This is a genomic window from Leptolyngbya sp. Cla-17 (assembly GCF_016807185.1).
GTDB lineage: Bacteria > Cyanobacteriota > Cyanobacteriia > Leptolyngbyales > Leptolyngbyaceae > ULC077BIN1.
In genome coordinates, this window is sequence record NZ_JAEVYN010000001.1 from 370,857 (window position 1) to 395,392 (window position 24,536).

Consider the following 24,536-nt stretch of genomic DNA (forward strand, 5'->3'; position numbering starts at 1 on the left):
ACTTTCATAAATATATCTATTTTGCCTGTCTAATGTCCCTTTCCAATTCGTCTGAGTCTGAGTTGCTTAAATCTCTTCTAGAGCCATTGCTAGGTGATTTTCAGTATTGGTTTGGGCGATCGCGCACCTTTTTAGAAGATACGGAAATTTCATTTTTGACAGCGGAGCAGCAAGCAGACTTGTTGGCAAGAGTGGCTCAAGCTCAGTCGGAAGTGAGTGCGGCTCAGTCTTTGTTCATGGCAATTGGAGGGCAGGCAGGCATCGAAACCTCCGTGCTTGCGCCATGGCATCAGTTAGTTTCTGAATGCTGGCAGGTTTCCCATCGCCATCGTCTTGCTGGATCTTCGCATTCTATTCAGATAGAGTCTCAAGAATAGGGCAAAATTAAGTCTATAGATTTTGATGCAGTTTTTGTTTGTAATTTTCCTTAATTAGCCGCTATCCCGTCTTTACAGTTAGAGCCTTTTAGAGTTAAAAAATCGCCATGATGATATTACACTTTATTTACATTATTGCTTTTACCGTATTGGCTGTTTTAGCGATCACCAATATGTTTCGCAACTTGATGACCTTGGGTATGGAATCTCAGCGTTCTTATTCACCCGCCAATGCGTCTATGTATGGGCGATCGCAGGGTGGAACTTCAAAACGCTCAGTTCCTCATCCCGAACTACTAGATGATTTTGGTAATGTTGTAAATGAGCCGCTGTTGATCATGCGCTCTATTACCGTTGAGGATGCTCGTGAGCAACTTGATGCGCTTTATGAAGCTTCTCCAGGTTCCAGCAATGGGAATAGAGAACCTCGCGAAGAAGTTTAGTTAACGGTAAGATAAGTCCGAACCATTTGCCTTTAGTTGTAGATTGCAAATGACTAAGCGAACGGACATAGATGAATTAGAAGATGCCTCTGAAAGCCTAAAACCAGTGGATGCAGATAGTGCACCCTCTGGTTTTTCATCGTTTCAGCGTCAAATCAGAAGTAGTCTAGGTGCTGCGGGCGATCGCCTCAAGAAAACCTTACCAGTCGAACAGTTGGCTCAATCGCTGGTGCAGTGGTTTGGGGTTAGTGAAACCCAGGTTGCAGAAATTTTGGAAACTGTTCGAGCAGAACTACCCACTACGGAAGCAATTTTAATTGGTAAGACCCAAGCAGGGAAAAGCTCAATTGTACGGGGTATAACGGGCGTTTCTGCTGAGGTAGTGGGTCAGGGGTTTCGTCCCCATACTCAGCACACTCAGTGCTATGCCTATCCTACAAATGATCTCCCGTTGCTAATTTTCACGGATACGGTGGGATTGGGAGATACTAACCAAGCTACACAGCCAATTATTCAAGAGCTCACAGAAGAGTTGCAAACGGATCGCAGTCGGGCTCGTGTGCTGATTTTAACCATCAAAATCACGGATTTTGCGATTGATAGCCTCAAGCAAATTGCCCAGCAGTTGCGACAGGCTCATCCTGAGGTGCCCTGTCTCTTAGCGGTAACGTGTTTGCATGAAGTGTATCCACCTGGCACCGAAAATCATCCTGACTATCCACCCACTTTTGAAGCCGTAAATCGGGCTTTTGCTGCTATTCAGCAAGCGCTGGCAGGGTTATGCGATCGCGCTATTCTGCTAGATTTCACCCTCGAAGAAGATGGCTACAACCCTGTTTTTTATGGGCTGGAAGCGCTGCGGGACGCCTTGACTGAATTATTGCCAGAGGCAGAATCCCGCACGATTCATCAATTGCTAGACGACGAAGCAGGCAAAAAACTGGGCGACCTTTATCGCGATGCTGGCAGGCGATATATTTTGCCGTTTTCTGTGATGGCGGCAACCGCTGCGGCGGTTCCTCTTCCCTTTGCCACGATGCCCGTACTTACAGCCCTACAAGGCTCGATGGTGGTTCTGTTGGGGCAACTGTATGGACAAACGCTATCGCCAGCTCAAGCCGGAGGAATTGTTAGTGCGATCGCGGGTGGTTTTGCAGCACAGGCGATTGGGCGGGAACTGATTAAATTTATCCCAGTTTTTGGCAGCGTCATTGCCGCATCTTGGGCAGCAGCTTACACATGGGCACTCGGAGAAGCAACCTGTGTATATTTTGGCGATTTAATTGGAGGCAAAAAGCCTGATCCAAAACGCATTCAACAGGTCATGAACGAATCTTTTGCTGCTGCCAAAGAACGCTTCAGAAATATTAAACAATCCTAGAAATGCGGGGTGCAGAGTTTTGGGTTCTCAATCTTTTGTTGCTTCTCAACCTTGAAACCTAGCACCTGACACCCGGCACCTATCTCACTTCATTAGCGATGACCATTACCATTGCGAATGGGAGTCCCACAGGGATAGGTCGCTACAACTGGTTTTCGGGCTGGAGCTTCCTCCAGTTTGGTAACCGCAATGGGAGAGGCCACAAAGCGCTCAGGATCAGCCTTCGCTGCCAAATAGTCCCGCTGTAGCATTGCCACCATTTCATCCCGACGGTCATATAACCGCTTCAATGGGCGGGAAGCGCACTGATTAACCACATAAGCAGTCATGATCGGCAAGGCGATCGTGCTGTCGGTATAGCAAACAACCGTATTGGGCAATTCTTCGGGATCAACTTTGCCCCAGCTTACCGCTTCGTTGGGTGTTGCACCCGACAAGCCACCGGTATCAGGCCGCGCATCGGTCACCTGAATGAAGTAATCGTGTCCCCGTTCTTCCAAACCCAAGACTTCATGAATTTGAGGTTGAGTTTGCAGCAAGAAGTTTTTAGGACTGCCACCACCAATGATCAGCGCAGCACTTTTGCCTTCTACATCCGGGTTACCCGTATCACGAGCGGCATAAGCGATCGCCGCAGTTTCATTCACATCCAAGGATGGATCGATCATCAACTTGGAGCCTTCTAAGGCGATCGCGGCAACATTCATCCCGATCGAGCTATCTCCGGGTGAGGACGTGTAGATCGGCACACCACACTCGTAAGCCGTCGCTAGCAGGCAAGAGTTTTTCACACCCACTTGCTTTTCTATCTCGTGCAGATATTTACCCAAAAGGTAATGAAATTCTGCGGTACTCATGCGTCGTTGGAACGGCTCAGCCCACAAAATTTCACGGATAAAAGCATCCGTTTCCAGCAGCACATCGTAGTCAAACACAATATCGTAAATCCGAATGCGCCCTTCTTGGCGTAGCTTCACATCATCTAAAAATGGACTGCTCGCAAACAGATCAAGCCCTAGCCCATAGTGAATGTCGTGGTAAAGGTTTGCTCCGGTACTAATAATCCAATCGACAAAGCCGTGACGCATGAGTGGCGCTAGAACCGATACTCCAAACCCAGCAGGAGTCATAGCACCCGATAAGCTGAGTGCGACAGTAACACCCTCTTTCATCACTTCGCGAGTGAGCAGTTGACAAATTTCTCGCAGACGAGCCGAGTTATAAGCCGTAAAATAGCCATCAATTAAATCGACGACACTGATCTCCGCGGGCATGGGGGAGGGTGTAATTTTATGGCTGAGCAATTTTGACATCTTTGGACTCCAAACGTTGTGAACGGCATAAAGAAGAAGTAAATGAATAAACAGCACTCACTGGTGCTGACAACCTCGCAGAGAAGCGTGTTAGCAATTGTGCCCTTTGCAAGCCACAGCGCTAACTATTCAACTGAATGCGATCGCGAACCGCTGATTGACTCAGTTCGCAAAAGAGGCATCCAAGTTTGCCTATACTCTAGGTAGTTTTTTGAGATAGCTAGCGCAGGAGAAACTCAGCGCAAAGTTTAAGCAGTCAAGTAAGCACTTGAATGTGCCATCTGACGCCAATCTCTTAACCCACGACGGCTGCTTACTTACTTGCTCTGCAAGTAAATCTCTACCTAGTGAGTATTGGCTTGAGGGCATCACAATCTATTGAATGCTCAAAGCCCTGCTCAGTAAAAAATCTCTGCAAGATGCATGACCGACCTAGTTTATCGGACTGAAGCTGCACATATAAGTAAACGCCTTACAGTAGCAACGTAACAGCAGACAAACCTTAAGTTACAGGTCGGTCAGGTCATACTGGGCGCTTCACAGCGATCTACCCACGATAGGGCTGGATCACACTGCCGCTTCCGTTTGAGTTTCATTTCTAGATACCAAAGCAGTCGGTATCCAGTTAAAGAAAAGAACTTCAACGCTTTTTCGTCTACCCTTTCATATTGGCTTCAATATTTTAACATCAATATTTCAGGCTCTCGCGCGTTGAAAGGATGATCTTAGCTGCACTAGCAAGGAATAGATATCAACATATTTTTAGGTTAAAGCCCACGTTGAACCGCTCAGGCGAATGCAGAGGATGTAGTTCAGAATTGATCGGTAAGCAATGGAGGCTGCGTTAGTGTCCCACCCCTCAAACGACCTAAAAATTCCTTGCCAAGACTTTCTGAAACGCAGATGAAACAAGCCAAAGCCGAATTTGACGCAGAGTTAGAGGCACGACAAACCGAGCAGGGCGTGTGGGATGATGTTACAACTTGGTATGTAATAGGTTGCAAGCCAAAAATATAGTATCTTGCACAGTACTTAATCGCAGCTCAACAGAGCAGTGGAACGGGCAATACAGGAATTTATACTTCGATTCAGCCATATCTGCTGCTGCTCACTTATGCCGTTGAGCACTTTGATAAACAACTACGAATCATTCTATGGAAAACCCCCAGGCGGCTGATCTCACGACTGAGCAATATAAACGGAAGATGGAACGCCGCAAAGAGGTACAAGATCAGCGATTGACAGGGATGGTTTCGGAAAAAGGATTAGTGATTGTTCATACGGGAAACGGTAAGGGTAAGACCACAGCAGCCTTAGGAATGGTGCTGAGATCGCTGGGTCATGGCTATCGAGTGGCGATCGTTCAGTTTATTAAAGGAGCCTGGGAGCCTGCTGAAAAAGCTGCGTTCGATCATTGGGCTGTGGCAACCGACACTACTCCTGCCCAACTGGAATTTCACGCGATGGGTGAAGGCTTTACCTGGGAAACTCAAGATCGAGAACGAGATACCCAACTGGCGCAGCAAGCCTGGGAAAAAGCCCTGACCTACATTGCAAATCCTGACTTCAAGCTGATCTTTTTAGATGAAGTGAATATTGCATTAAAACTGGGGTATTTATCTGAAGCACAAGTGCTCTTGGGGCTAGACCAAAAGCTAGAGCAGTCCCACATCATCTTGACCGGGCGTGGTGCACCGCAAGGTTTGATCGATCGCGCTGATCTAGTGACTGAAATGACTTTAGTGAAACATCCCTTTCGGGAACAAGGGGTGAAAGCTCAGCCGGGAATCGAGTTTTAACCTGAAAATATTAGGTTAAATCTCAGCGGATCTATTCAGTACTGTGGTGAATGGGGCGTATGACCAGCGAAGTGATTGAAATTTTGTCTGCTGAAGATATTCGCCGCACCCTGACGCGCCTTGCCTCAGAGGTGATTGAGCGATCGGGTGATCTTTCAAAACTGGTGTTGATAGGAGTCTACACACGCGGTGTCCCGTTGGCTCAACTACTTGCCCGCCAGATTGAAATGTTGGAGAAGGTGACAGTGCCGCTAGGGGCGATCGACATCACGTTTTATCGAGATGACTTGGATGTTATCAGTATTCGGACTCCTGCCAAGACTGAAATTCCGTTTGATTTATCTGGCAAAACGGTGGTTTTAGTCGATGATGTCATTTTTAAGGGGCGCACTGCACGCGCCGCTTTAGAAGCTGTGAAAGACTATGGTAGACCGGAGGTTGTACGGTTGGCTGTTTTGGTCGATCGCGGTCATCGTCAATTGCCCATTCACCCCGATTTCACTGGCAAGCTGTTGCCCACTGCTCGTGAAGAAACCATTAAAGTATATATGCAAGCCTTGGATGGAAAAGACAGCGTAGAGCTGATAAAACCTTGATTTTTTTGGTGAGTTTCGGCTTTGCTCAACACACCTGCCTCTAAACGATCGCTTTTTTATTTGTCATTCGCCAATTGCCACTTATGGATCTTTCAGCAGAAACTCAAGTCCGCAAGGCAGATCATCTTCGGATTTGTTTGGATGAAGACGTGCAATTTCGCCAAATCAGCAGCGGATTAGAGCGCTATCACTTTATTCACTGCTGCTTACCTGAACTGGATCTTCAGGATATTGACCAAACGACCACTTTTTTGGGTAAATCGCTTTCTAGTCCGTTGTTAATCTCCTCCATGACGGGGGGCACGGATTTGGCAAAGACCATTAACTTTCGGTTAGCTGCAGTTGCACAGCGCTATGGATTAGCGATGGGAGTTGGCTCTCAGCGAGTGGCGGTGGAAGATCCAGAGTTGGTATCTACGTTTACGGTGAGATCGCTGGCTCCAGATATTTTGCTGTTTGCCAACTTAGGCGCGGTGCAGTTGAACTATGGCTATGGGCTAGATGAATGCCGTAAAGTAGTTGATTTGTTAGAAGCAGACGCACTGATTTTGCACCTAAACCCAGTACAGGAGTGCGTTCAAACCAAGGGCGATACGAATTTTCGCGGATTGCTCGACAAGATTGCGCTCTTGTGTGAAAAGTTGCCTGTCCCAGTGATTGCGAAAGAGGTTGGCAATGGTATTTCAGCGATCATGGCGCAAAAATTAATCACGGCTGGCGTAAGCGCGATCGATGTGGCAGGCGCAGGTGGCACCTCTTGGTCAAAAGTGGAAAGCGAACGGGCACAGGACGCTCGACAGCAACGCTTAGGCGCAACCTTTACGGATTGGGGGATTCCTACGGCGGAATGCATTGCCTCAATTCGGGCAGTTACAGCCAGTGTTCCTCTGATTGCCTCTGGAGGATTAAGAAATGGGCTGGATGCGGCAAAAGCGATCGCTTTGGGTGCCGATCTTGCTGGGATGGCAATGCCTTTTTTGCAGGCGGCAAATCAGTCTGAGGCGGCAGTCAATGAACTAGTGGAAGTTTTGCAGGCAGAGATTGCTATCACAATGCTGTGTACCGGAAATGCAACCCTAGCAGACTTGAAACAATCTGTCTCATTGCAGAGGCACGAGTGATGCTACTACGACAAAACTAGAGGTTATCCACACCAGATCTTTCAGATCGTATCTGGCAGGATTAGTAGTGTAGTCGAAGGGTTAAGCCAATGAAATTTTCAATTGAGTCTTTGTATAAGTGGTACCGCGATGTGATTCGCAACCCAAAATATCGCTGGTGGGTGATTGGTGGCTCGTTGTTGTATTTGGTTAGCCCAATCGACATTTCGCCTGATGTTTTTCCAGTCATTGGATGGATCGATGATGGTGTGATTGCGACTCTATTGGTAACAGAACTCTCTCAAGTGTTGCTAACTCGCCTAAAGGGCAAGAAAGATACTGATTCGGTTGATGTAGACGTTGCTACAAACACTGCGACGACTGATGAGCCTATCGTAGATGTCAATGCAGTGGCGATGAAATAGGCGATGTGATCGCGATCGTGTTTTAGAACACGTTTAGGTCACCGTTAGTTTTGATCCAGCGCAGACTACGATCGGATTTAGATCATTCAACGCATTGCTCAAACTCACGTCTTACAAGGCTTTCCATCACTGTAGACGTTGAAGAACGGGGGCATGATTAGGAGTATCAACCGCATGGAGATGCCCCAAATGAACGTTGCCCCTATTAATCAATCTGACCTCAAATCCAACCTCACCAATCATCTTGAAGCTACTGCAATTTCCAAGATTTGCACCCATCAACCCGCTCAAAAGTTAGTATCCAGATGGGAAATGCTAGATGGCAAACTTGCATGCAAGTGGTTCAACAGTCCCGATTAGCAGTAGATAGATTCCCTACCTTTTGATGTGCTTCGACAAATTGATGCTTCGATAAAATGCCCTAGATGTAAAGGTCTAAGGCATTTGTTTTAGAAGCCAGAACTACTGTAAAGCTTAAGATGAGCGCGATCGCTACGGGCGTTTCTAGCCTGAAATTTGGCTCTCCGCTCTCGAATGGCATGGGCTTGGCGGATTAGGGGTGGCACATAGCCATCCAGGTAAAGCTCTGGCGGCTCCAACTCGGGTTTAACATGGAGACCCGTTGAAACATCGGTCATGCAGGTGCGTAAATTATCCCAGTCTGGCTCTAACTCCAATGCCTTCATGACATCAAGTGCAGAGTGATACCGCTCATGAGCAGAAATTTTTAGCATTCTGCCGAGGACGCGTGCCAAATGATCGCTGACCTCTGCATAGTCTCGCCACCGCACTTCTCCTGTAATGAACTCATAGTCGAAGTCTAAAGGCGATTTACCAGACAATAAATATAAACAGGTAATTCCTACAGCATAGAGGTCACTAGAGTAGACAGGGCGAGAGGCTAATTGCTCTGGAGGCGCAAACCCAACCGTTCCAACAAACTGAGTTGTAGAGTGACGGATACTCGATTCTTCTGCTTGAGCGATGTGCTCTTTGACTGCGCCAAAATCAATCAGCACAAGCCTGCCATCATCTTTACAACGAATAAGATTGGGCGGCTTAATATCCCGATGAATGACGTGGTTATCGTGAACGTATTGCAGCAGTGGTAGCAGCTCACGCAAAAACTGTTTGACGGCAGTTTCGGTAAAAGGTCCCGATCGCCGTACTTCTTTGGCTAAGGTGTTACCGCGAATAAATTCTTGAACCAGATAAAATTCGCCCTCTGCTTCAAAATAGTCCAGCAAGAGCGGAATCTGGGCATGGTTGCCCAGATTAGCCAGGGTTTTGGCTTCTTGGCGAAATCGCTGTCGAGCACGCTGCAAGGCAGTGGGATCGCTAACTTTGGGGCAAAGCTGTTTGATCACACAGAGAGGTTCGCCTGGAAGGGCAACATCCCGTGCTAAAAAGGTGACTCCAAAACCGCCTCGACCCAAAATTTTGAGAATTTCGTAGCGATCGCAAAACCGCTGCTTTGTTCCACACAATCTGCCCAAGGGAGTCTGACGCAGGGTATTTGCACGAAAATTGGTCAAATCAGCAAGCGAAAATTCCATTGGTATAGTTGGAACCTGATTTTGAGAATCTCACTTTCCAGTCTATGAATAAACCGAAGGTTCTGGGGTAAATCTTTACTGTTTTAAGTTCTTTCTAACAGTTCAGTTTTTGGAATGTTAGATTAGAAGTAGATGGACTAAGCAATTCTTTCACAATTTGTTTGTGTTAGTAATATGGCAAAGCGCCTAAATTACAAGACGGCAAAGGATTCCAGAGCCTGTATCCTTCAGTCGTTTGAGAGCGTCGAATGAAGCATTTTCAGCCACTGGCAATCCTGAACGATCGCTTGAAGCAGTATCCAACGATGTTTTGGGGCATTATTTGGGTGTTCATTGCCTTCCCTTCGGCATTGGCGATTGGCAGTTTAATCAACCCAAATGCCACAGAGCCACAAATGGTATCGGTGATCGCTCAGAAGTCAGATACTAAGACTCAATCACCGCTCAAACCAGTTCCTGATTCAGGGCAACTGCCGCTATGGGTGTTTGGTGCGATCGCGGTTGGATGTACTGCAAGCTGCTTTGTACTTGCTATCTACATTAAGCCAATAGAGATGCAAACCGCTGAGATTGAGTTTGAAGAAACAGTCGTACCGATTCAGTCAGCAGCACAGGAGCGATCGCACCGCCAAATAGATTCCCCCAAACAGCTTTTGAAGCGGCTTAAACCTTACGAATTGACTGAGGTGTTGCCCTTTATGCAGACAGAGCGATCACAGCCGATTCAACCACTAGCGGTAGAGTGGATGGGTTCAACCCAGCAAATTTTCGATTCTGCCTATTCCACAGACGATATAGCAGAGCCAGTTCTGGTGAGTGTGATTCCTGCTGAAGAAATTCAGCCGCTTGATTGGGGTGAGGCGCGGCTAGCCGATGTTATGGACTTACGGCGGCAATATCCGCTTCATTTTGTTGCTAACACTAATTCCCAATCTTGAATCGTTTTTTCCGACCACATCCAGGTTAGCCGCAGCGCTGCGGGGGTGAAGTTAACAGGGTCAGCGGTCACGATTTTTTGTCGTAGTTTCATTGCAACGCTGCGTGCGGCGGCTTGCTTCTCTGGCGGCTGATTGTCTGCCAGTTTAAGCGATACTAGGGCTAAACCAGCATAGGATTGCAAAGTTTCTCGGTTAGGGACAGGGTTTAAAGCAGGATTCGCCTTGGCAGAAACTGGTTTTTCTCCGGACAAAATCAGCGCTTGTAACCAGGCTTGTTCTGCCAAATTAAATTTACCCTCAGCATAGTAGGCAAATCCGAGGGCATTTTGGTAGGGAGGATTGGGTTGAACTTTTAATCCCGCATCCCAAAATTGACGCGCCTTTCGAATGCTATAAGTGCGATCGCCGGCTAACCAGAGTTCCCATGCCAATCTGCCCTTGAGAAAATTGAAGGTTGGATTGGCTGCATCTTTACTTGAAACAGTGTTCAGAACGATTTCTGCTTCTTTGCGCGAGTGTCGATCTAGAAGTAGTTCGATCGCGGGTTGTGCTAGATCAATATTGCCTTGACTAATCTGATCGGTGGCTAGGGTGACTAAAGCCGCAGAACTGGTCTGGCTCAAGTCATTTTCATTACTCGATGTCTTGGGGCTAAGGGAAATGCCCATCTTCAAAGGGATGCTAGGAATCGCCTCTAGAATTTGGGCATGAAACACCCAACTAGTGAGTAAGGCGGATAGAGCAAAAAGACCGGAGCCAAGCCAAAACAGCGATCGCTGTTTTGGCTTGGTCGCTGCCAAGGTTGCAGCACTGTCAGCAGTCGGATGAATGGGTGTAACGGTCGCCGATTTAGCTGGCGAGGTGACTGGCAAGATAGCGGGTAATGATGAAGACACGCTGGGTCGATACAACAGCGCCTTTAAGTTATTGCTGGCATCGGTGTAGTGTGGATCTAGCTCCACCGCATGAGTATAGGCTTGTACTGCATCACTTAGGTTGCCTTGCTGATATAGTGCCAACCCTAGCCGATTGTAAGCGAGCGGCGAATTGAAATCGAGTTGCAGCGCTTGTTGATAGGCCGCGATCGCCTCGGCTAAATAGCCCTGCTGATAGTACACCCACCCTAGATTGATATGTGCCGTAGCGCTCGTTGGGTTTGCCTGCACGGCGCGATTCGCTGTCGCGATCGCGCTGGTTAATGTGCCCATCTCTGCTAGCACTGTTTCCAATTCAGAATAGACTTTCACATCCACAAGTTGGGCGATTGTTGCTGTGGTAGTGCGATCGGAGAAGAGCGCAGACGCATGATTAGAGTAGCCACCCGATTCATCGGAAGGAGGGAGGGAGGGAGAATTCGGCAACCAATAGTCATCTGACTTCGTGTCTGCATCGCCATCAGAAAGCAAGTCTTCGCCAAACGGGTTAGGCAGTAAAGGTTCATCCGGCTCTAACACTGTTGGGCTATGAGAAACCTCATCCATCCAACTGGATGCCGAATCTTGCTCTTCGACGTGCTCAAATTCCTTGGCTTTTTCTAAAGCATTTGCCAGTTTGATCACATCATCTTCTTCAACCGGAAGCCTGATGTCTTCAAACTCCCAATCATCAAAATAGAGTAAGTCATCTTCGTCGCTAATCTCAACCTCATGCCGAATGGTCAGTTCAGGCGCTCTTAACTGGGGCAAGTCTGCGTCGCTGCCGTCATACAACCCGCTAGAAGATGGAGCATCCAATGACATGCCATGATTGACGACACTAGCTGGAGTGGGTTGGAGATAGCCATCAAATTTAGGATGCAAATATAGGATTGGCAGCGCCCAATAAAGCTGATCTGAGCCATAGGAAGAAATTAAGCCCTGACGCGATCGACTTAAGCTGAGATCTACCGGATATCCTTGCTTTAAGTTACGGTAAAACAACCGACTCAGATTGAGCGCCACCTCATCGGGGATGCGCTCTGCCATTACCAAAACGGCTGGGATTCCGCGTTTGACCAGCGCCTCAGCCAGGTTTCCTTCCGCTTCACTGCTAGATCCTGCCGCTGTATATCCTCCGCGACAAGAATTAAACACTGCCATGCGAATGCCGTTGTTGACCAGTAATCCTGCCAAGTCATCGCCACTCAACACCTCACTTAACCCAGTACGCCGATTGACTAGATAAAGGCTGCCGCCCGCAGCACTAAGGTTACTATGTCCGGCATAGTGTAAGACATGGTAGTGGTTATGTTCTAGGGCTTGGGTCAGTTGTTCTCGTCCGGGTTGCTCCAGGATGGTTAGATCAATGCTGAGATGACTGCTACTACTGGATGCTTGCAATTCTTGTTTCAGCTGTTCCGCTTCTTGCTTTAGAGCCAATGCATCTTGATCAGCTGGAACTGCCAAGACCATGAGAATTTTGAGAATATGAGGCGATTCGTTGGTAAAGATTTTTGGGTCAGAAAGGTGAGATTTGATAATGGAGAAGCTGGAGTGATAGCGAGAGAAGACCACATCGGTGCCCGTTGCCAGGGGGCGATCGCCTGCATACAGCACTTCCCACGGCAACCGATGCAGCCGAGTTCCTTTCAAGCCCAACCGAAGGCGTAGTCGTTCTCGACGATGTTGAGCAATACCTTGAGCAGTCATCCAGCTATCTCGAATGGTGCCTTGAAACACCGCACTGTAAAGCCGCTGCCCAAAAGTCGCTAAATTGATAGCAGGAATTTCGCCAGTAGACGATCGCAAGGATGCAGAATTAAACCCACTCGGCAGGTTTCGATGCCCCAGTAAGCCAAGTAGCGGATCATCCATTAATAGACTGGCTTCAGTCAACCAATCTTCAACTGACCAAATGACCTGTTCTTCTGCTAGGGGCACGCCAGGCGCAACGTCTTCAGTTCGCACCAAATATTCATTTTCTCGAACTGGCGTGACAGATAGGTGAAATTCCTGGGTCACAATTATCCTCCCAGAAGACTATAGGCATTGTTGCTTGAGTTAGGGCAATCAAGTCCATCTTTAGTAAACAACGACTGACCGCATCCATCAGGCAGAAACGCAATTCGAACCAACTCTTTACAAATTTTTCACAACCAACATATGGGTTTAAAGATGCCCACTTAGATAATCAAGAAGACACCCGCTAGCTAAAAAGCGCTATCCGAAACTATCTTTAATCCTATTTGTTGTGGCTTATCAAGACATGTTTAACCAACATGCGAACTCTATTATGAAGTTTATATAAACCTCATCGCTATTGTGTCACTTTGCTAAGTGTGATCTCTTGCAGGTCTCTTTGCAAAGCGCAGCGATCGCCATCAAAACCTCCAATCTATTTCTAATACTTTAAAGAGTATCCAGAATGGTCCTCCCTGGCTAGGAATGATGGCTTGGTATATGCACCCTAACTTGGTACCCTGACCCCGCAACGGGTTGGGGTATTTTTTATCGGCGCTTTCAACAGCTATCCAAAAAACTCGTTCCGTCTGTATCTATCTTAGCTAGGTTTATAGGTGGATAGTAGTCAATGAATGTGACGTAGGAGTAACCCACTGATGAACCGAGCCGTGATTAAATTTTCTTCAGAAGACTGCGGAATTTGCCACAAGATGGCGTTTTATGACCAAAAGGTGACAGAAGAACTAGGGTTGCAATTCATTGACTGCAAAATGCAAGATCTCGCCACTTATCGTAAGTACCGCAAGATTTTGTTAACTCAATACCCTGATAAAGCCGACATGGGGTGGCCGACCTACCTGATTTGCGATTCGCCAGAATCCGAAGAGTTTAAAATTCTGGGGGAAGTGAAAGGAGGGCATCCAAAGGGAGAATTTAGAAATCGTCTGCAGGAAGTGTTGGCAGAAACGAATTAAAGCCAGCAACTATTGGTTTTCAGTTTTCGGCGCTGCTCAAGTAGGAGTTTGGAACTACACTGCTGTTTATCAATTTAAGGACACTCATAACGTTTGGTGAACAAGATTTACCTTCGTAATTCTTGAGCATCTCGCTTACATCAGTTAAAGTACCAAATAAACTTAAAAATACTTAAAATGGCACGAACGTTTTGAGGGTTGGAAAAACAGAAGGCCCCAAATCCAGGTGATTTCGGGCCTTCTGTTTAATTCTATTGATGAATGCCAGGAACCGGACTTGAACCGGTGACACGAGGATTTTCAGTCCTCTTTAAAAGGCTATAGAATCTGGGTTTTAGACTCTTTCTTAAGAAATCCCCCCAATTTTCCCCCAACCCACAAAAGTTTGGGTGTTTTTGGAGAAGATTAGGTTTACTTAGAGAAGCGACGAAAGACTACATAGATTTAGGAAGTGTCATCGATAGGTAACATGATCTGCAGGATGTCTATTTTTATGTTGAAAAGTGAATTTTTCGACGACATCATTCTAATTTGTCATTTTGAACAGCTTTCCTGAGGCATTGATGAGAATATGACTTCTGGTTATTTCTCGCGACTAAAGGCTTCCATTTGTAGGCAGCTTGCGTAGATTTTTACCTTAACTATTGAGAGCTAACAATTCATTAAACCAATTGATATATATCTGAAATTTTGATATATCTGAAATTTAGAAATTGGTAGCTTGCTGTTTGAAGGAGTTTAAGGCTTGTCATAACTCAGTTTCCATAGAGGTGAACTTTGGCTACTACTGATGCTGCGAGCGCTGTGTGTAATGCTATTGTGCATATTCTGCAATCATCAATGGCAGAATATGCATCTGAGCTTGGCTTGGGGACTATTAAGCCAAGCTTCGCAGTCTATCAGTCAGATGATTTTTCTAATCCTGATTCAACCCGTCACATTGCCTCTGGAGCTTCTGTATTTCTCTATCGTGCGTTACCGAACCTCTCGCACCGAACTCCCACTGGGAACCTTTCACCAAATGGTCAGCGGCATTACAGTAAGCTACCCCTAGATTTGTACCTTCTGATAACGATTTGGGGCAATAATCCGAGCACTCAAAATCGCTTGTTGGGTTGGGTGGTGCGAATCCTGGAGGATTATTCCATGATTCCAGCGTCAGTGCTCAACATTGGCAGTGCTACACCCATTTTTGAGGACTCTGAAGCGGTGGAATTGCTGCTCAGTGAGATGGATGGGGAGGAGCTGCTGCAACTGTGGGACATGCTCGGTGAGGATAAACTGCCTTATCAAATTACAATTCCCTACCTAGTGCGCAACCTGGTGCTGGAATCCCGTCGAGTGATGCCGGTTGGTGAGCCCGTGCAGGTACGGACGTCAGATATGCAGCGCCTAGATGGAGCACCATGATGAAACTGATCCCGCTAGAGCGCCATACGACTCAGACCCTCTTGGGGATCCGCTTTTGGGATCGAGTCACAAACCGTGTGGTTGCCGATGGATTGCAGGTGAAGGCGCAGCGGCTGAGTGACGATCGCGCCCAGCGCTTAGGCAACCCCATCCTGGGGCAAATGACACCGAGTGGCGCGATCACCTTCTTTGGCCTCTCTACCGGAGAAATCCCTGCCGCAGGCTCAACCCAACAATTCTGGGAGTCTGTCCCTTCAAACCAATTGGTGGCGATCGATCTGGTAGATCGGTTGGAGCGGTTTCTGCCCATGTCATTTGTCGCTCGGTTGCCGTTTCGTGGGGTGTTTCGTGGACAAGGCGATTGGCTCGGAACCTCTCTGTTTCGACCGGAGTTGGGCAATAACGCAGCGATCGGGGTTCAACTTTGGTCAGCGCCTACTCGCCCTGTGCTGCCAGGGCAAGCTGTAGTGCGGGCACAGCTTGTGATCGGTGCGGGGGATACACCCATTCCTGCTGCCTATGCCTTGGTCAGGGTGCAGCCACTCTCTGCACTACCAGCTTCGGGTTTTGATTACTACGGCATGACTGATCGCCGGGGGATGCTGTTGTTGCCCATGCCGTATCCAGCCATACCCGATCCAGCGACACCAGAGACGCCCTATTCCTCCTTGGATCGGCAGATGTTTCCGTTGAGGGTCACGATTCAGTATGACACCAGCCCAATAGTATGGCCCAACAGCAGCGTGCCTGATTTAGAAAGGTTGCTCAACCAAGCCCAAGCGCAGATCGCCATCAACCATACGTCTGACCCGAATGCTCCCTTACAGTTCCAGCCCAACTTGTCCGTCAATCTGCAATTTGGTCGTCCCTTGATTTTGCGGACAGCCCTCAGCGCCACCCAGGTGGAATCGGTGCTGCGAATCCAGCCTAGATAAGCTCACGTCATATTGCACAAGGAGATTCGCCCATGCCGGAATATCTTGCCCCCGGTGTCTATGTCGAAGAAACCAGCTTTCGCTCCAAGTCGATTGAGGGAGTGGGCACCAGCACCACCGGGTTTGTGGGGGCTACTCGCTATGGCCCGACGGAAGGTGAACCGGAACTGATGACAAGTTTTGGTCAGTTTGAGCGCATTTATGGGGGACTCGACCCGCTGCTCTATGGCGCGGATGAGGTTCCCAATTATCTTGCCCATGCCGTACGCAATTTTTTTGATAATGGCGGTTCGCGGCTCTATGTCAGTCGGGCTTACCAACCCCCCTCGGAGGTGATAGACGGACGAGCAAGGGCGGCAATTCCTGCACCAACGCCGGAGATTGGGGCGGTGGATGGGGTGGCGATCGCCGCAACCAACACTGTCCTCTCGGCCTTAGCAACAACGGTAACTCGACTGCAAACAGCCAGGGCGGCAGCGATCGCAATCCTTCAGTTTGCGGTGGGTCGGGTCTTGGCGGTGGTCGATCCTCCAGCGATTCCGGAACCGCCCCTCAACTACAACTACGCCAACGCCAATCCCGACATCGGCACCCAACTCAATACTTTTATTAATGGTTTGCCCGTGGGATCCGATCGAACGACCCTGGCCGAAGCGTTTAGCAATCTTTGGGACGATATTATCAATGCGGCGGATGACGCACTTCAGTCTGCCAATACTCAACGGCCGACTGTGGCGACGGCTCAGACCGCGATCGTAGCAGCTTATGCGGCGGGGGTAACGGCGGGAACATCAACCAGTTTAGTCGGGGTGAGTCCTGATTTGCCTGCGTTAACGACAGCAGGAACAACGGTAACCACTGGAGCAACAGGAATTAGGAATGGCGCAGCGGGACTGGCGACATTAGTGACAACGCTCAACACGGCTCTAACGGCGATGAACGATGAGGTCACCGCAGGCACGGCGAATACCGCCTTGGGAGCTTTAGTGGCGGCGATCGCCCCTGTGATTACTGCCACCACTGGTATGGGGACAGCCATTACCAATGCAGCGCGACGGGTAACGATCGAACGACGACTTGCCGATGTCAATGCCCAGGCAAATTGGCTGGCTCGGTTTCCGGGTGCAGCGGGCGACATGGCGATCGCCGTTAACGGTCGTTTGGGAGCCAATGTCCTAACTTTCGATAGCAGTACGCCGCCGCTGCCAATCGTGCGTCAGGTGCGAAATGGCGATTTGGTCGTCATCCAGCGCAGCGGCACAGCACTGATCCATAGCGCAATCCGCAGCAATAATACTTGGACTTTTCGACCCTCCACAGGGAGCGATCTGCCGCTCAGCAGCCTCAACCCCAGCAGCGATCGCCTGATTCCCCTTGCCATCAGCGTCGAGATCCAGATGCCAGGGAAATTTGCCCAACCTCAAACCTTAGAAAACTTAACCCTATCGGGGTTGCCAAATCGCAGTCGAGATAGCCTCAGCCAGCTTTTTGCCATCGAGATTAGCAACCGCCTGCAAGCGATGGAAACACCAGTCATACTCCAGTCTGCGGATGAGACGGTTGGCGATGCCCAATTGGCGGCAAGCTTGTTGGGCGTAACTGATTGGGGGCAGCAGGTTAACGCCCAGGGCAACCCCCTGATCGATGCTCAAGGTATGCCGAGATTGAACCTTTTGCAGTCGGTTACCTATCGACTGACGGGGGGCAGTGATGGCGGCCAGCCCGAACCGATTCGCTACGAAGGGATAGAACAGGACGACCCCCCTGTCAAAAGCGGACTGCGGGCATTAGAAGATTTGGAAGAGATTGCGATCGTGGCGGCACCAGGCTACTCCTACAACTGGGGGACTCGCCGCACCGACATTCTTGCCATTAGTCAAAACCTGATCGTCCACTGCGAACGGATGCGCTATCGGGTAGCGGTGCTCGACAGTCCCGATAATGTTTCGCTGTCGGGGGTGCGGGAATATCGATCGCTGCTCGATACAACGCGGGCAGCGGTGTACTACCCCTGGGTAACGGTTAACGACCCGATTAGCGAACAGAATTTGAACCTGCCTCCTAGCGGCTTCATGGCCGGGATCTACGCCCGCAGCGATACAGAAATTGGGGTTCACAAAGCCCCCGCTAACGAAGTCGTCCGCAATGCGATCGCTTTAGAGATCCTGATCAACAAAGCCCAACAGGATATCCTCAACCCCCTGGGGATTAACTGTCTGCGTTTCTTTGAGGGGCGGGGCATTCGCGTCTGGGGAGCGCGAACGGTCAGTTCCGATCCAGAGTGGAAGTATCTGAATATTCGCCGCTATTTTGCTTACCTGGAAGCCTCGATTGATCGAGCTACCCAGTGGGCAGTGTTTGAACCCAACGGCGAACGGCTGTGGGCGAATGTGCGTCGTACGGTGGAGAGCTTCTTAGAAACCGAGTGGCGCAGTGGACGATTGGCAGGCACCAAGGTAGAGGAAGCGTTTTTTGTGCGGTGCGATCGCAGCACCATGACCCAAAACGATCTCGATAATGGCCGCATGATTTGCCTGATTGGGGTTTCGCCATTGTATCCAGCAGAATTTGTCATCTTCCGCATTGGTCAGTGGACAGGCGATCGCCGTTAGCAATTCGTTTTGTCAATCTATATCAACAACCTGCATCAACAATCTGCACTAGCAATTTTGTACTAGCAATCTATTGAGGAGATTTAGCGATGGCTACTGAGCGTGAACGCCCTTACAGCGCATTTAGATATCTGGTGAATCTGGGTGGTGGTACCGATGGAGCCAAGGCGGGCTTTCAAGAGGTAACTGGACTGGGGGTAGAAATTACCATGCAGGAATATCGGGCAGGCAACGAAAAGCGCAACGCCCCAATTAAAATTCCTGGACTCTATAAGGCCACCGATATCTCCCTGAAGCGAGGAGTTTTGGGAGCCTTAGATCTAATCGATTGGCTGAATGAGGTTCGCAATGGCGCAGATGCCCGTCGCTCTGTGACCATTCAACTTCAAAGTGAAGATCTCAGTACGATCGCCATGACCTGGAAACTGGAAGGGGCACAGCCGATGAAATACACCGGCCCCTCTCTCAACGGTAAGGGCACCGATGTGGCGATCGAAGAACTGGGCTTGTCCGTAGAAGACATCAAGTTTGAGTAGGAGTTAACCGATGCCTCCCACCCGCCTATTTCCTGGTATTGCCTTTCGAGCAGAAACGCCAACGGTGGTAGATCTGCCTCGGATGGACATAGCAGCCTTTGTGGGCTTTGCCCAACGGGGGCCCTTAGACGTGCCAGTGGTGGTAGAGAGCTATGCCGATTTTGCCGATGTCTTTGGTGGTCTCTATCGGCTGGCCTGGGATGGGGAAACCGGGAGTTGGCAGACCGCCTGTTTAGCTCCAGCGATAAGGGCATTCTTTGCCCAGGGTGGGCGACGCTGTTGGGTGGTGCGGGTAGCCAGTCGAGAGCAGGCGATCGCCAACCAGTTTCCCTTAGCGGGTCTATTGCAAACCAACCGCAGTGACTACACTCCGGTTATCGCCAAAGCTCGTAGCGTTGGCAGTTGGTCTGACAATCTTCAAGTCAGAGTCGAACTACAGCTTGATCGAATAGCCTTTGCCGCTGCAACCATTCAGCCCGGTGCTGCCTTTTCCCTATCCTTACCCCTGATCCGCAATCAGGAATTGCAGATTGGCGATCTGTTGCAGCTCGATTTTTCAGATCAACGCCATCAAGCCTATGTTGTCATCGGGCAAACCGATTTCCAGGTTGATGGAGGGACTACTCAGATCAAGGGCCACGCTGCAAATACATACTGGTTTTGCACGGTTCAACAGGTCACATCTGGATTTGTGGAGACCAATCGTTCTGCACTATCCGGGCCAATATCCGCGCCCATATCAATGCCAGTTCTGGCCCAGCTCACGCCGGAGGGAGGCTGGGTTTTAACCAAAAACTTCAGTCCCTTGATTAAATTTTGGCTTTACCTGCTGTCAGAAGGTGTTTCAGTCCATGCGCTAGTTGTGTGGTTGGCGATCGCCTTTCAGCCTGATGAACCCGGCGATTGGCTTCAGCTAAATACCAGCGATGGATCGCGAATCTGGCTATTGGTAAAAGATGTAGAAGCTAGGCGCGTCAACCTTCAAGGAGCCTGGATTGAAGGATGGTCTACGACTGAATCACTCACAATTACTCGCATCCAAAGGTTGCAAATAGCGCTGAATGTGAGTGGGGAATCTGCTGCAGATTACACCCTCCAAAACTTAGCCTGTGCTGCTTCCCATCCTCGTTTTCTCGGCAATCTTCCCGATGATGATCGGTTATTTGCGGCTCACGTTGGGTTGCCTCAACCCCTACAATCGGCCTCAATCCAATCTTCAATCCAATCCCTATGGCAAGAGGTAAAGTCTCCGCGTTTTCCCCTGGCTCTGGATTTGGTTCAGGACATCACCATCATTCCCCTAGGACTAAGCGTTGAGCTACCGAGTCGGGGTGCTGTTTCCCCAGATGCCATGCCCTTAGTGCGAGACGGTTTGGTGCCCACCACAGACGATGAACAGGGGCTGAGCGGGGCGGATTGGAGTTCGTTCTGGCCAGAGATATTTCTGGATCAAACCTTACGCTTGACTGGACAGCGATCGTTAATGGCTGAGGCAAGCGATCGCCTCTACCTCCAAGCCCAACCTCTCAGGGGAATTCATGCCCTTTTCCCCATCGAAGAAATTAGCCTGATTGCCCTTCCCGACGCCGCCCATCGCGGTTGGCGGCTAACTCCATCGGCTGCCCCCACCCTCCCCGCTGCGTCCGTATCAGCATCCACCCCCGACCCTTCTACCATCAGCCTCTTCACCCCTTGTGTTACCCCTGCATCGGGTGAAACCAAAACTCGACCATCCTCCCCAACTGAAGCAGAAGCCACCCAATGGCAACTGCTTTTACCTCAAGAATACGAAGCAACTGGACTTCTAGACGTGCAGCAGGCTGTGGCTCGACTGGCAGCAGCGCGAGGCGATCTGGTGGCAGTCTTAGGGGTACCCAAACACTACCGCCTCCCAGAAACCTTGACCCATCAGCAACGGCTGCTAACCAGGGTGCATCGAGATGGAGACACCACCGACAGCTACATTGCTCTGTATCACCCCTGGTTGGTCAGCCGAGCCGAAACTGGGGAACTACTTCATACTCACCCCGCCGGCAGCATGGCTGGGGTAATGGCAGCTCGCAGCCTCAGCCGAGGAGCCTGGATTGCGCCAGCCAATGAGGTGCTTCAAGATGTTCTTGCCACCTTGCCTGTACTAAATTTGGGGGATGAGCAGACACTTTACGGATCTGGCATTAACCCGATTCGGCAAACAGCACGGGGCTTTGTGGCTTGGGGGAGCTATACCCAAAGCCTTGACCCGGATTTAGAAAATTTGCATATCCGACGGCTGCTGATTTTGCTGCGGCGACTGGCTCTAAGGGAAGGACAGACCTATGTGTTTGCTCCTCATAGCGCTGCTTTTCGCCGCCGGATTCAGCAGCAGTTTGAACAGGTTTTGGCTCGCTTGTTCGATCGGGGAGCCTTTGCCGGACGGGTGCCTACCGAAGCCTACCAGGTAGGAATTGACGGCATCCTCAACCGCCAAAACACAATCGAGCAGGGGCAGTTGATTGTAGAACTACGGGTCGCTCCCTCCCAGCCTATGACGTTTATCACCGTGCGGCTGGTGCAAATAGAAAGTAATGTACTGACGGTGCAGGAGGTACGCCCCAATGGTCGCTAGTCGCATCTTTACCACGTTCAATTTTCTGGTAGAAATCAGTGTCCCTGGGGTTTCTACCCAGATCTGCAAGGCCGAGTTTGCAGAATGCGATGGGCTAGAACTGTCGATGGAACCTAAGACCTTTCACCAGGGTGGCCTGAATACGGAACAGGTGCATCTGGCAGGGCCGATTTCTTACGGGCAGCTCACCCTCAAGCGGGGCATGAGTAAAGATTTTGGTCTATGGCGCTGGTTTACCGAGGTGATGAAGACAAAGCAGCGGGGATTGCGAGGTCAAGCAACCATCGTCATGCTGGATGGTGCTCAGCAAAAGCAAATTACCTTCAAACTTAAGGACTGTCTGCCCATCAAATTACGGGTACCAGCTTTGAATGCCAAGGAGGGAGGAATTGCGATCGAAGAGTTGCAGCTTGTGTATGCCGCTATGGAGGTGGACTTTGACAGTTCTCAACTGGGGCTGAACGTTCAGGCCAGCGTTGGGGTGAGTGCCCAAGCCAGCATCGGATTGTCGTAGGGGGAAGGAAAAGCCATGACGTTAGAAAAAGCCAAACTAATTGAAATTGAGTGGCCCGATGGCCAAAACGAAGCCATGCCCAAGAAGGGCACCAAGCCTGTAGCAGTACAGTTCAACCCAGCGTCTCTGAAGGTGGCCTATGCCAATCAGGTGCAGACCAACGACCAAAGCACCAGTTCCGCCATGCAGTACGTCGGTAAAGGCGATTCAAAACTAGCAGTAGAGCTGATTTTTGACGTGTCCGGAGCCGCAGCCACTGACGTTAAAGATGTGCGCCGCATGACCCAGCAGGTAGCTTACTTTATGAGTACCACCGAAGACACCTCCGGAGAAGCACCCAAGTATACGGTGCCAGGACTGCGGTTTCAGTGGGGCAGCTTTTTCTTCGACGGCATTCTGGTGTCTATGGATGAAACCTTAGACCTGTGGTCTGAAGACGGCAACCCCCTGCGAGCCACCGTATCGATGAATTTGAGCCAACCCGGCATTCAGTTCAAATTCAGCGTTAACGCCAAAGCCACCCCGCCCCCCCAGGGAGCTACCCCATCCGGCACCCAGCCCCTAACGGCTGCTGTGCAGGGGGGCACTGTTCAGGGTATGGTCGCGAGTGCTGGTATCCAGGCTGACTGGAAAGCGGTGGCATCTCTCAATGGCATTGAGAACCCCCGTAACCTCACCCCTGGAACCCTGGTGAACCTAAATCTGGGGACAAAAGTCAGCCTTAGTGGTTAAACCAACGCCCGCATCTGAGCCAAAAGTGGCTGCCATGACCAACGATCCTTTACTCCCTCACCTCTAAATCCCCTCACCCCCAAACTCGAACCCTTCAACCCTCCAAACCCCCAAACCCGCTATGCCCATCATCATCAACGAAATCGAAGTCATCGCTCCGCCTCCTAGTCGAGCAGAGAGCCGCAACACCGAATCCGTCAACCTGTCCCCTGCTGGGCCAACCCCCCGCGATATTTACTGGGTAACCCGCAAATTGATGGAACGCCAACTGCGATCGCAATCCCGCTAGCCCCTTTACCCCTACGATGAACCCCCCATGATCGAACTTGGAGTCCCCCCTGGAATTGTTGCTGCCGAAGCCGCCCTGAGCATTGAGGGTGAGGCTCAGCCGCGTCTTGCTGCCGCCTTATTGGCACTGACAGTAGCGGAAACCACGGAGGGGCTGTACCGTTGCGAGGCTCGCTTTGGCAATTGGGGCGATCGCGGCAATGGGCCAGACTATCTGTATTTCGACCGGGATGTGCTGGACTTTGGCAAAGAAATCGCCGTTACCTTGGGGGATGGGGAGGCCGAGGCAGAGGTGTTTAAGGGGCGGATCAGCGCGATTGAAGGCCAGTTTTTAGCTGGGGAGCCGCCCCAGATTGTAGTGCTGGCTGAGGATGCGGCGCAGTCTCTGCGCCAAACTCGCCGCACCCGTACTTTTGAAGATGTGTCTGACCAAGAGGTCTTCGAGCAACTCGCCAATGACCATAGTTTGCAGCCTGAGATTGATCTGGACTCCATCACTTACTCGGTGATTGCCCAACTCAACCAGAGTGATCTGGCTTTTCTACGGGAGCGGGCAAGGCGCTTGGCGGCAGAAATTTGGATTGAGGGTAGCACCCTGCATGTGCAAGGGCGCAGCGATCGCCAGCAAAACGGAGATCAGCTTACCTTAGTGTTCAACCGGGGGCTGCTGGAGTTTAGCGTGATTGCCGATACGGCCAATCAGTACACCCAAGTTGTGGTCAGCGGCTGGAATGTTCAGGCCAAAGAACGGATCGACCATAACGCCACCGACCGCGTGCTGGGTAGTGAACTGGCAGGAGCCACCAGTGCCGCCAGCATTGTCAGTAACGCCTTTGGCGATCGCGTAGATCGCATTGCCCAGCAAATGCCCCTGACCAGCGAAGAGACCCAGGCGATCGCCGAGTCCAGCTTTCGTGCCCAGGCTCGCCGCTTTGTGGTGGGTACGGGCAAAGCCAGAGGCGATGCCCGCATTCGGGTGGGGCTGGCGATCGCCCTGGAAGGACTCGGCTCTCTGTTTAGTGGCACCTACTACGTCAGCGAAGTGCAGCATTGCTTTAGCCGCCGCCCAGGGGGTGGCTACACCACTGAGTTTGTGGTGGAACGTCCCAGTCTTGGTTCTTAG

22 protein-coding genes are annotated in these 24,536 nt (G+C 50.2%); 19 read left to right on the forward strand and 3 right to left on the reverse strand.

Annotated features, from left to right (window positions below):
* Positions 1-62 precede the first annotated feature (62 nt).
* The 3 genes from JOY44_RS01875 (at position 63) to JOY44_RS01885 (ending at position 2,201) form a co-directional block, all read left to right on the forward strand.
* Positions 63-377: a DUF2605 domain-containing protein gene (locus JOY44_RS01875; protein WP_245404900.1), complete on the forward strand. Its 315-nt coding sequence runs from the start codon at positions 63-65 to the stop codon at positions 375-377.
* A 107-nt stretch (positions 378-484) separates the two neighbouring features.
* Entirely contained in the window at positions 485-820 is a 336-nt protein-coding gene (locus JOY44_RS01880; protein WP_197984886.1) for a DUF2973 domain-containing protein, read from the forward strand.
* A 49-nt stretch (positions 821-869) separates the two neighbouring features.
* Positions 870-2,201 carry a YcjF family protein gene (locus JOY44_RS01885; protein ID WP_171572062.1) on the forward strand — a complete coding sequence of 444 codons (1,332 nt, stop codon included), beginning with the start codon at positions 870-872 and terminating at the stop codon, positions 2,199-2,201.
* 92 nt (positions 2,202-2,293) lie between these two features.
* Here JOY44_RS01885 and JOY44_RS01890 read toward each other — a convergent pair whose 3' ends face one another.
* Positions 2,294-3,514: a homospermidine biosynthesis protein gene (locus JOY44_RS01890; RefSeq protein ID WP_171572063.1), complete on the reverse strand. Its 1,221-nt coding sequence runs from the start codon at positions 3,512-3,514 to the stop codon at positions 2,294-2,296.
* Between the two features lie 879 nt (positions 3,515-4,393).
* Here JOY44_RS01890 and JOY44_RS01895 point away from each other — a divergent pair.
* The 5 genes from JOY44_RS01895 to JOY44_RS01915 all read left to right on the forward strand — a co-directional run bounded on the left by JOY44_RS01895 (position 4,394) and on the right by JOY44_RS01915 (position 7,434).
* Positions 4,394-4,531, forward strand: coding sequence for a hypothetical protein (locus JOY44_RS01895; RefSeq protein WP_171572064.1), 138 nt, complete (start codon positions 4,394-4,396; stop codon positions 4,529-4,531).
* 137 nt (positions 4,532-4,668) lie between these two features.
* Positions 4,669-5,313: a cob(I)yrinic acid a,c-diamide adenosyltransferase gene (gene cobO, locus JOY44_RS01900; protein WP_171572065.1), complete on the forward strand. Its 645-nt coding sequence runs from the start codon at positions 4,669-4,671 to the stop codon at positions 5,311-5,313.
* A gap of 59 nt (positions 5,314-5,372) precedes the next feature.
* Positions 5,373-5,909: a bifunctional pyr operon transcriptional regulator/uracil phosphoribosyltransferase PyrR gene (gene pyrR / locus JOY44_RS01905; RefSeq protein WP_171572066.1), complete on the forward strand. Its 537-nt coding sequence runs from the start codon at positions 5,373-5,375 to the stop codon at positions 5,907-5,909.
* An 83-nt stretch (positions 5,910-5,992) separates the two neighbouring features.
* The gene (fni, locus tag JOY44_RS01910; RefSeq protein ID WP_171572067.1) at positions 5,993-7,030 is read left to right on the forward strand and encodes a type 2 isopentenyl-diphosphate Delta-isomerase; all 1,038 of its coding nucleotides are present in this window, start codon (positions 5,993-5,995) and stop codon (positions 7,028-7,030) included.
* 89 nt (positions 7,031-7,119) lie between these two features.
* A complete protein-coding gene (locus JOY44_RS01915; protein WP_171572068.1) occupies positions 7,120-7,434 on the forward strand; it encodes a YkvA family protein in 315 nt (104 codons plus the stop codon).
* 449 nt (positions 7,435-7,883) lie between these two features.
* On the opposite strand, the gene JOY44_RS01920 is transcribed toward JOY44_RS01915, so the two are convergent.
* Positions 7,884-8,990 (reverse strand): serine/threonine-protein kinase, encoded by a 1,107-nt coding sequence (locus JOY44_RS01920; protein ID WP_171572070.1) that lies wholly within the window; start codon positions 8,988-8,990, stop codon positions 7,884-7,886.
* Between the two features lie 248 nt (positions 8,991-9,238).
* Between JOY44_RS01920 and JOY44_RS01925 the strand changes: the two genes are divergently transcribed.
* Positions 9,239-9,928 (forward strand): hypothetical protein, encoded by a 690-nt coding sequence (locus JOY44_RS01925; protein WP_171572071.1) that lies wholly within the window; start codon positions 9,239-9,241, stop codon positions 9,926-9,928.
* Here the strand turns inward: JOY44_RS01925 and JOY44_RS01930 are convergent.
* A complete protein-coding gene (locus JOY44_RS01930) occupies positions 9,895-12,867 on the reverse strand; it encodes a CHAT domain-containing protein (protein WP_171572072.1) in 2,973 nt (990 codons plus the stop codon). The two genes, JOY44_RS01925 and JOY44_RS01930, sit on opposite strands and share 34 nt — an antisense overlap.
* Positions 12,868-13,475: 608 nt before the next feature.
* On the opposite strand from JOY44_RS01930, the gene JOY44_RS01935 reads away from it, so the two are divergent.
* The 10 genes from JOY44_RS01935 to JOY44_RS01980 all read left to right on the forward strand — a co-directional run bounded on the left by JOY44_RS01935 (position 13,476) and on the right by JOY44_RS01980 (position 24,536).
* Positions 13,476-13,781, forward strand: a complete 306-nt coding sequence (locus JOY44_RS01935; protein WP_197984888.1) for a hypothetical protein — start codon at positions 13,476-13,478, stop codon at positions 13,779-13,781.
* A gap of 777 nt (positions 13,782-14,558) precedes the next feature.
* Positions 14,559-15,191 (forward strand): DUF4255 domain-containing protein, encoded by a 633-nt coding sequence (locus JOY44_RS01940; RefSeq protein ID WP_171572074.1) that lies wholly within the window; start codon positions 14,559-14,561, stop codon positions 15,189-15,191.
* A complete protein-coding gene (locus JOY44_RS01945) occupies positions 15,188-16,126 on the forward strand; it encodes a hypothetical protein (RefSeq protein WP_171572075.1) in 939 nt (312 codons plus the stop codon). The genes JOY44_RS01940 and JOY44_RS01945 overlap by 4 nt, the downstream gene beginning before the upstream one ends.
* Before the next feature lie 32 nt (positions 16,127-16,158).
* Positions 16,159-18,738 carry a phage tail sheath family protein gene (locus JOY44_RS01950; RefSeq protein ID WP_197984889.1) on the forward strand — a complete coding sequence of 860 codons (2,580 nt, stop codon included), beginning with the start codon at positions 16,159-16,161 and terminating at the stop codon, positions 18,736-18,738.
* An 89-nt stretch (positions 18,739-18,827) separates the two neighbouring features.
* Positions 18,828-19,274 carry a phage tail protein gene (locus JOY44_RS01955; protein WP_171572076.1) on the forward strand — a complete coding sequence of 149 codons (447 nt, stop codon included), beginning with the start codon at positions 18,828-18,830 and terminating at the stop codon, positions 19,272-19,274.
* A gap of 10 nt (positions 19,275-19,284) precedes the next feature.
* Positions 19,285-21,879, forward strand: a complete 2,595-nt coding sequence (locus JOY44_RS01960; protein WP_171572077.1) for a phage tail sheath subtilisin-like domain-containing protein — start codon at positions 19,285-19,287, stop codon at positions 21,877-21,879.
* Positions 21,869-22,393, forward strand: a complete 525-nt coding sequence (locus tag JOY44_RS01965; RefSeq protein ID WP_171572078.1) for a phage tail protein — start codon at positions 21,869-21,871, stop codon at positions 22,391-22,393. The genes JOY44_RS01960 and JOY44_RS01965 overlap by 11 nt, the downstream gene beginning before the upstream one ends.
* 15 nt (positions 22,394-22,408) lie before the next feature.
* The gene (locus JOY44_RS01970; RefSeq protein WP_203031915.1) at positions 22,409-23,125 is read left to right on the forward strand and encodes a hypothetical protein; all 717 of its coding nucleotides are present in this window, start codon (positions 22,409-22,411) and stop codon (positions 23,123-23,125) included.
* Between the two features lie 121 nt (positions 23,126-23,246).
* Positions 23,247-23,414, forward strand: a complete 168-nt coding sequence (locus JOY44_RS01975; protein ID WP_203031916.1) for a hypothetical protein — start codon at positions 23,247-23,249, stop codon at positions 23,412-23,414.
* 27 nt (positions 23,415-23,441) lie between these two features.
* Positions 23,442-24,536, forward strand: coding sequence for a phage late control D family protein (locus JOY44_RS01980; RefSeq protein ID WP_171572080.1), 1,095 nt, complete (start codon positions 23,442-23,444; stop codon positions 24,534-24,536).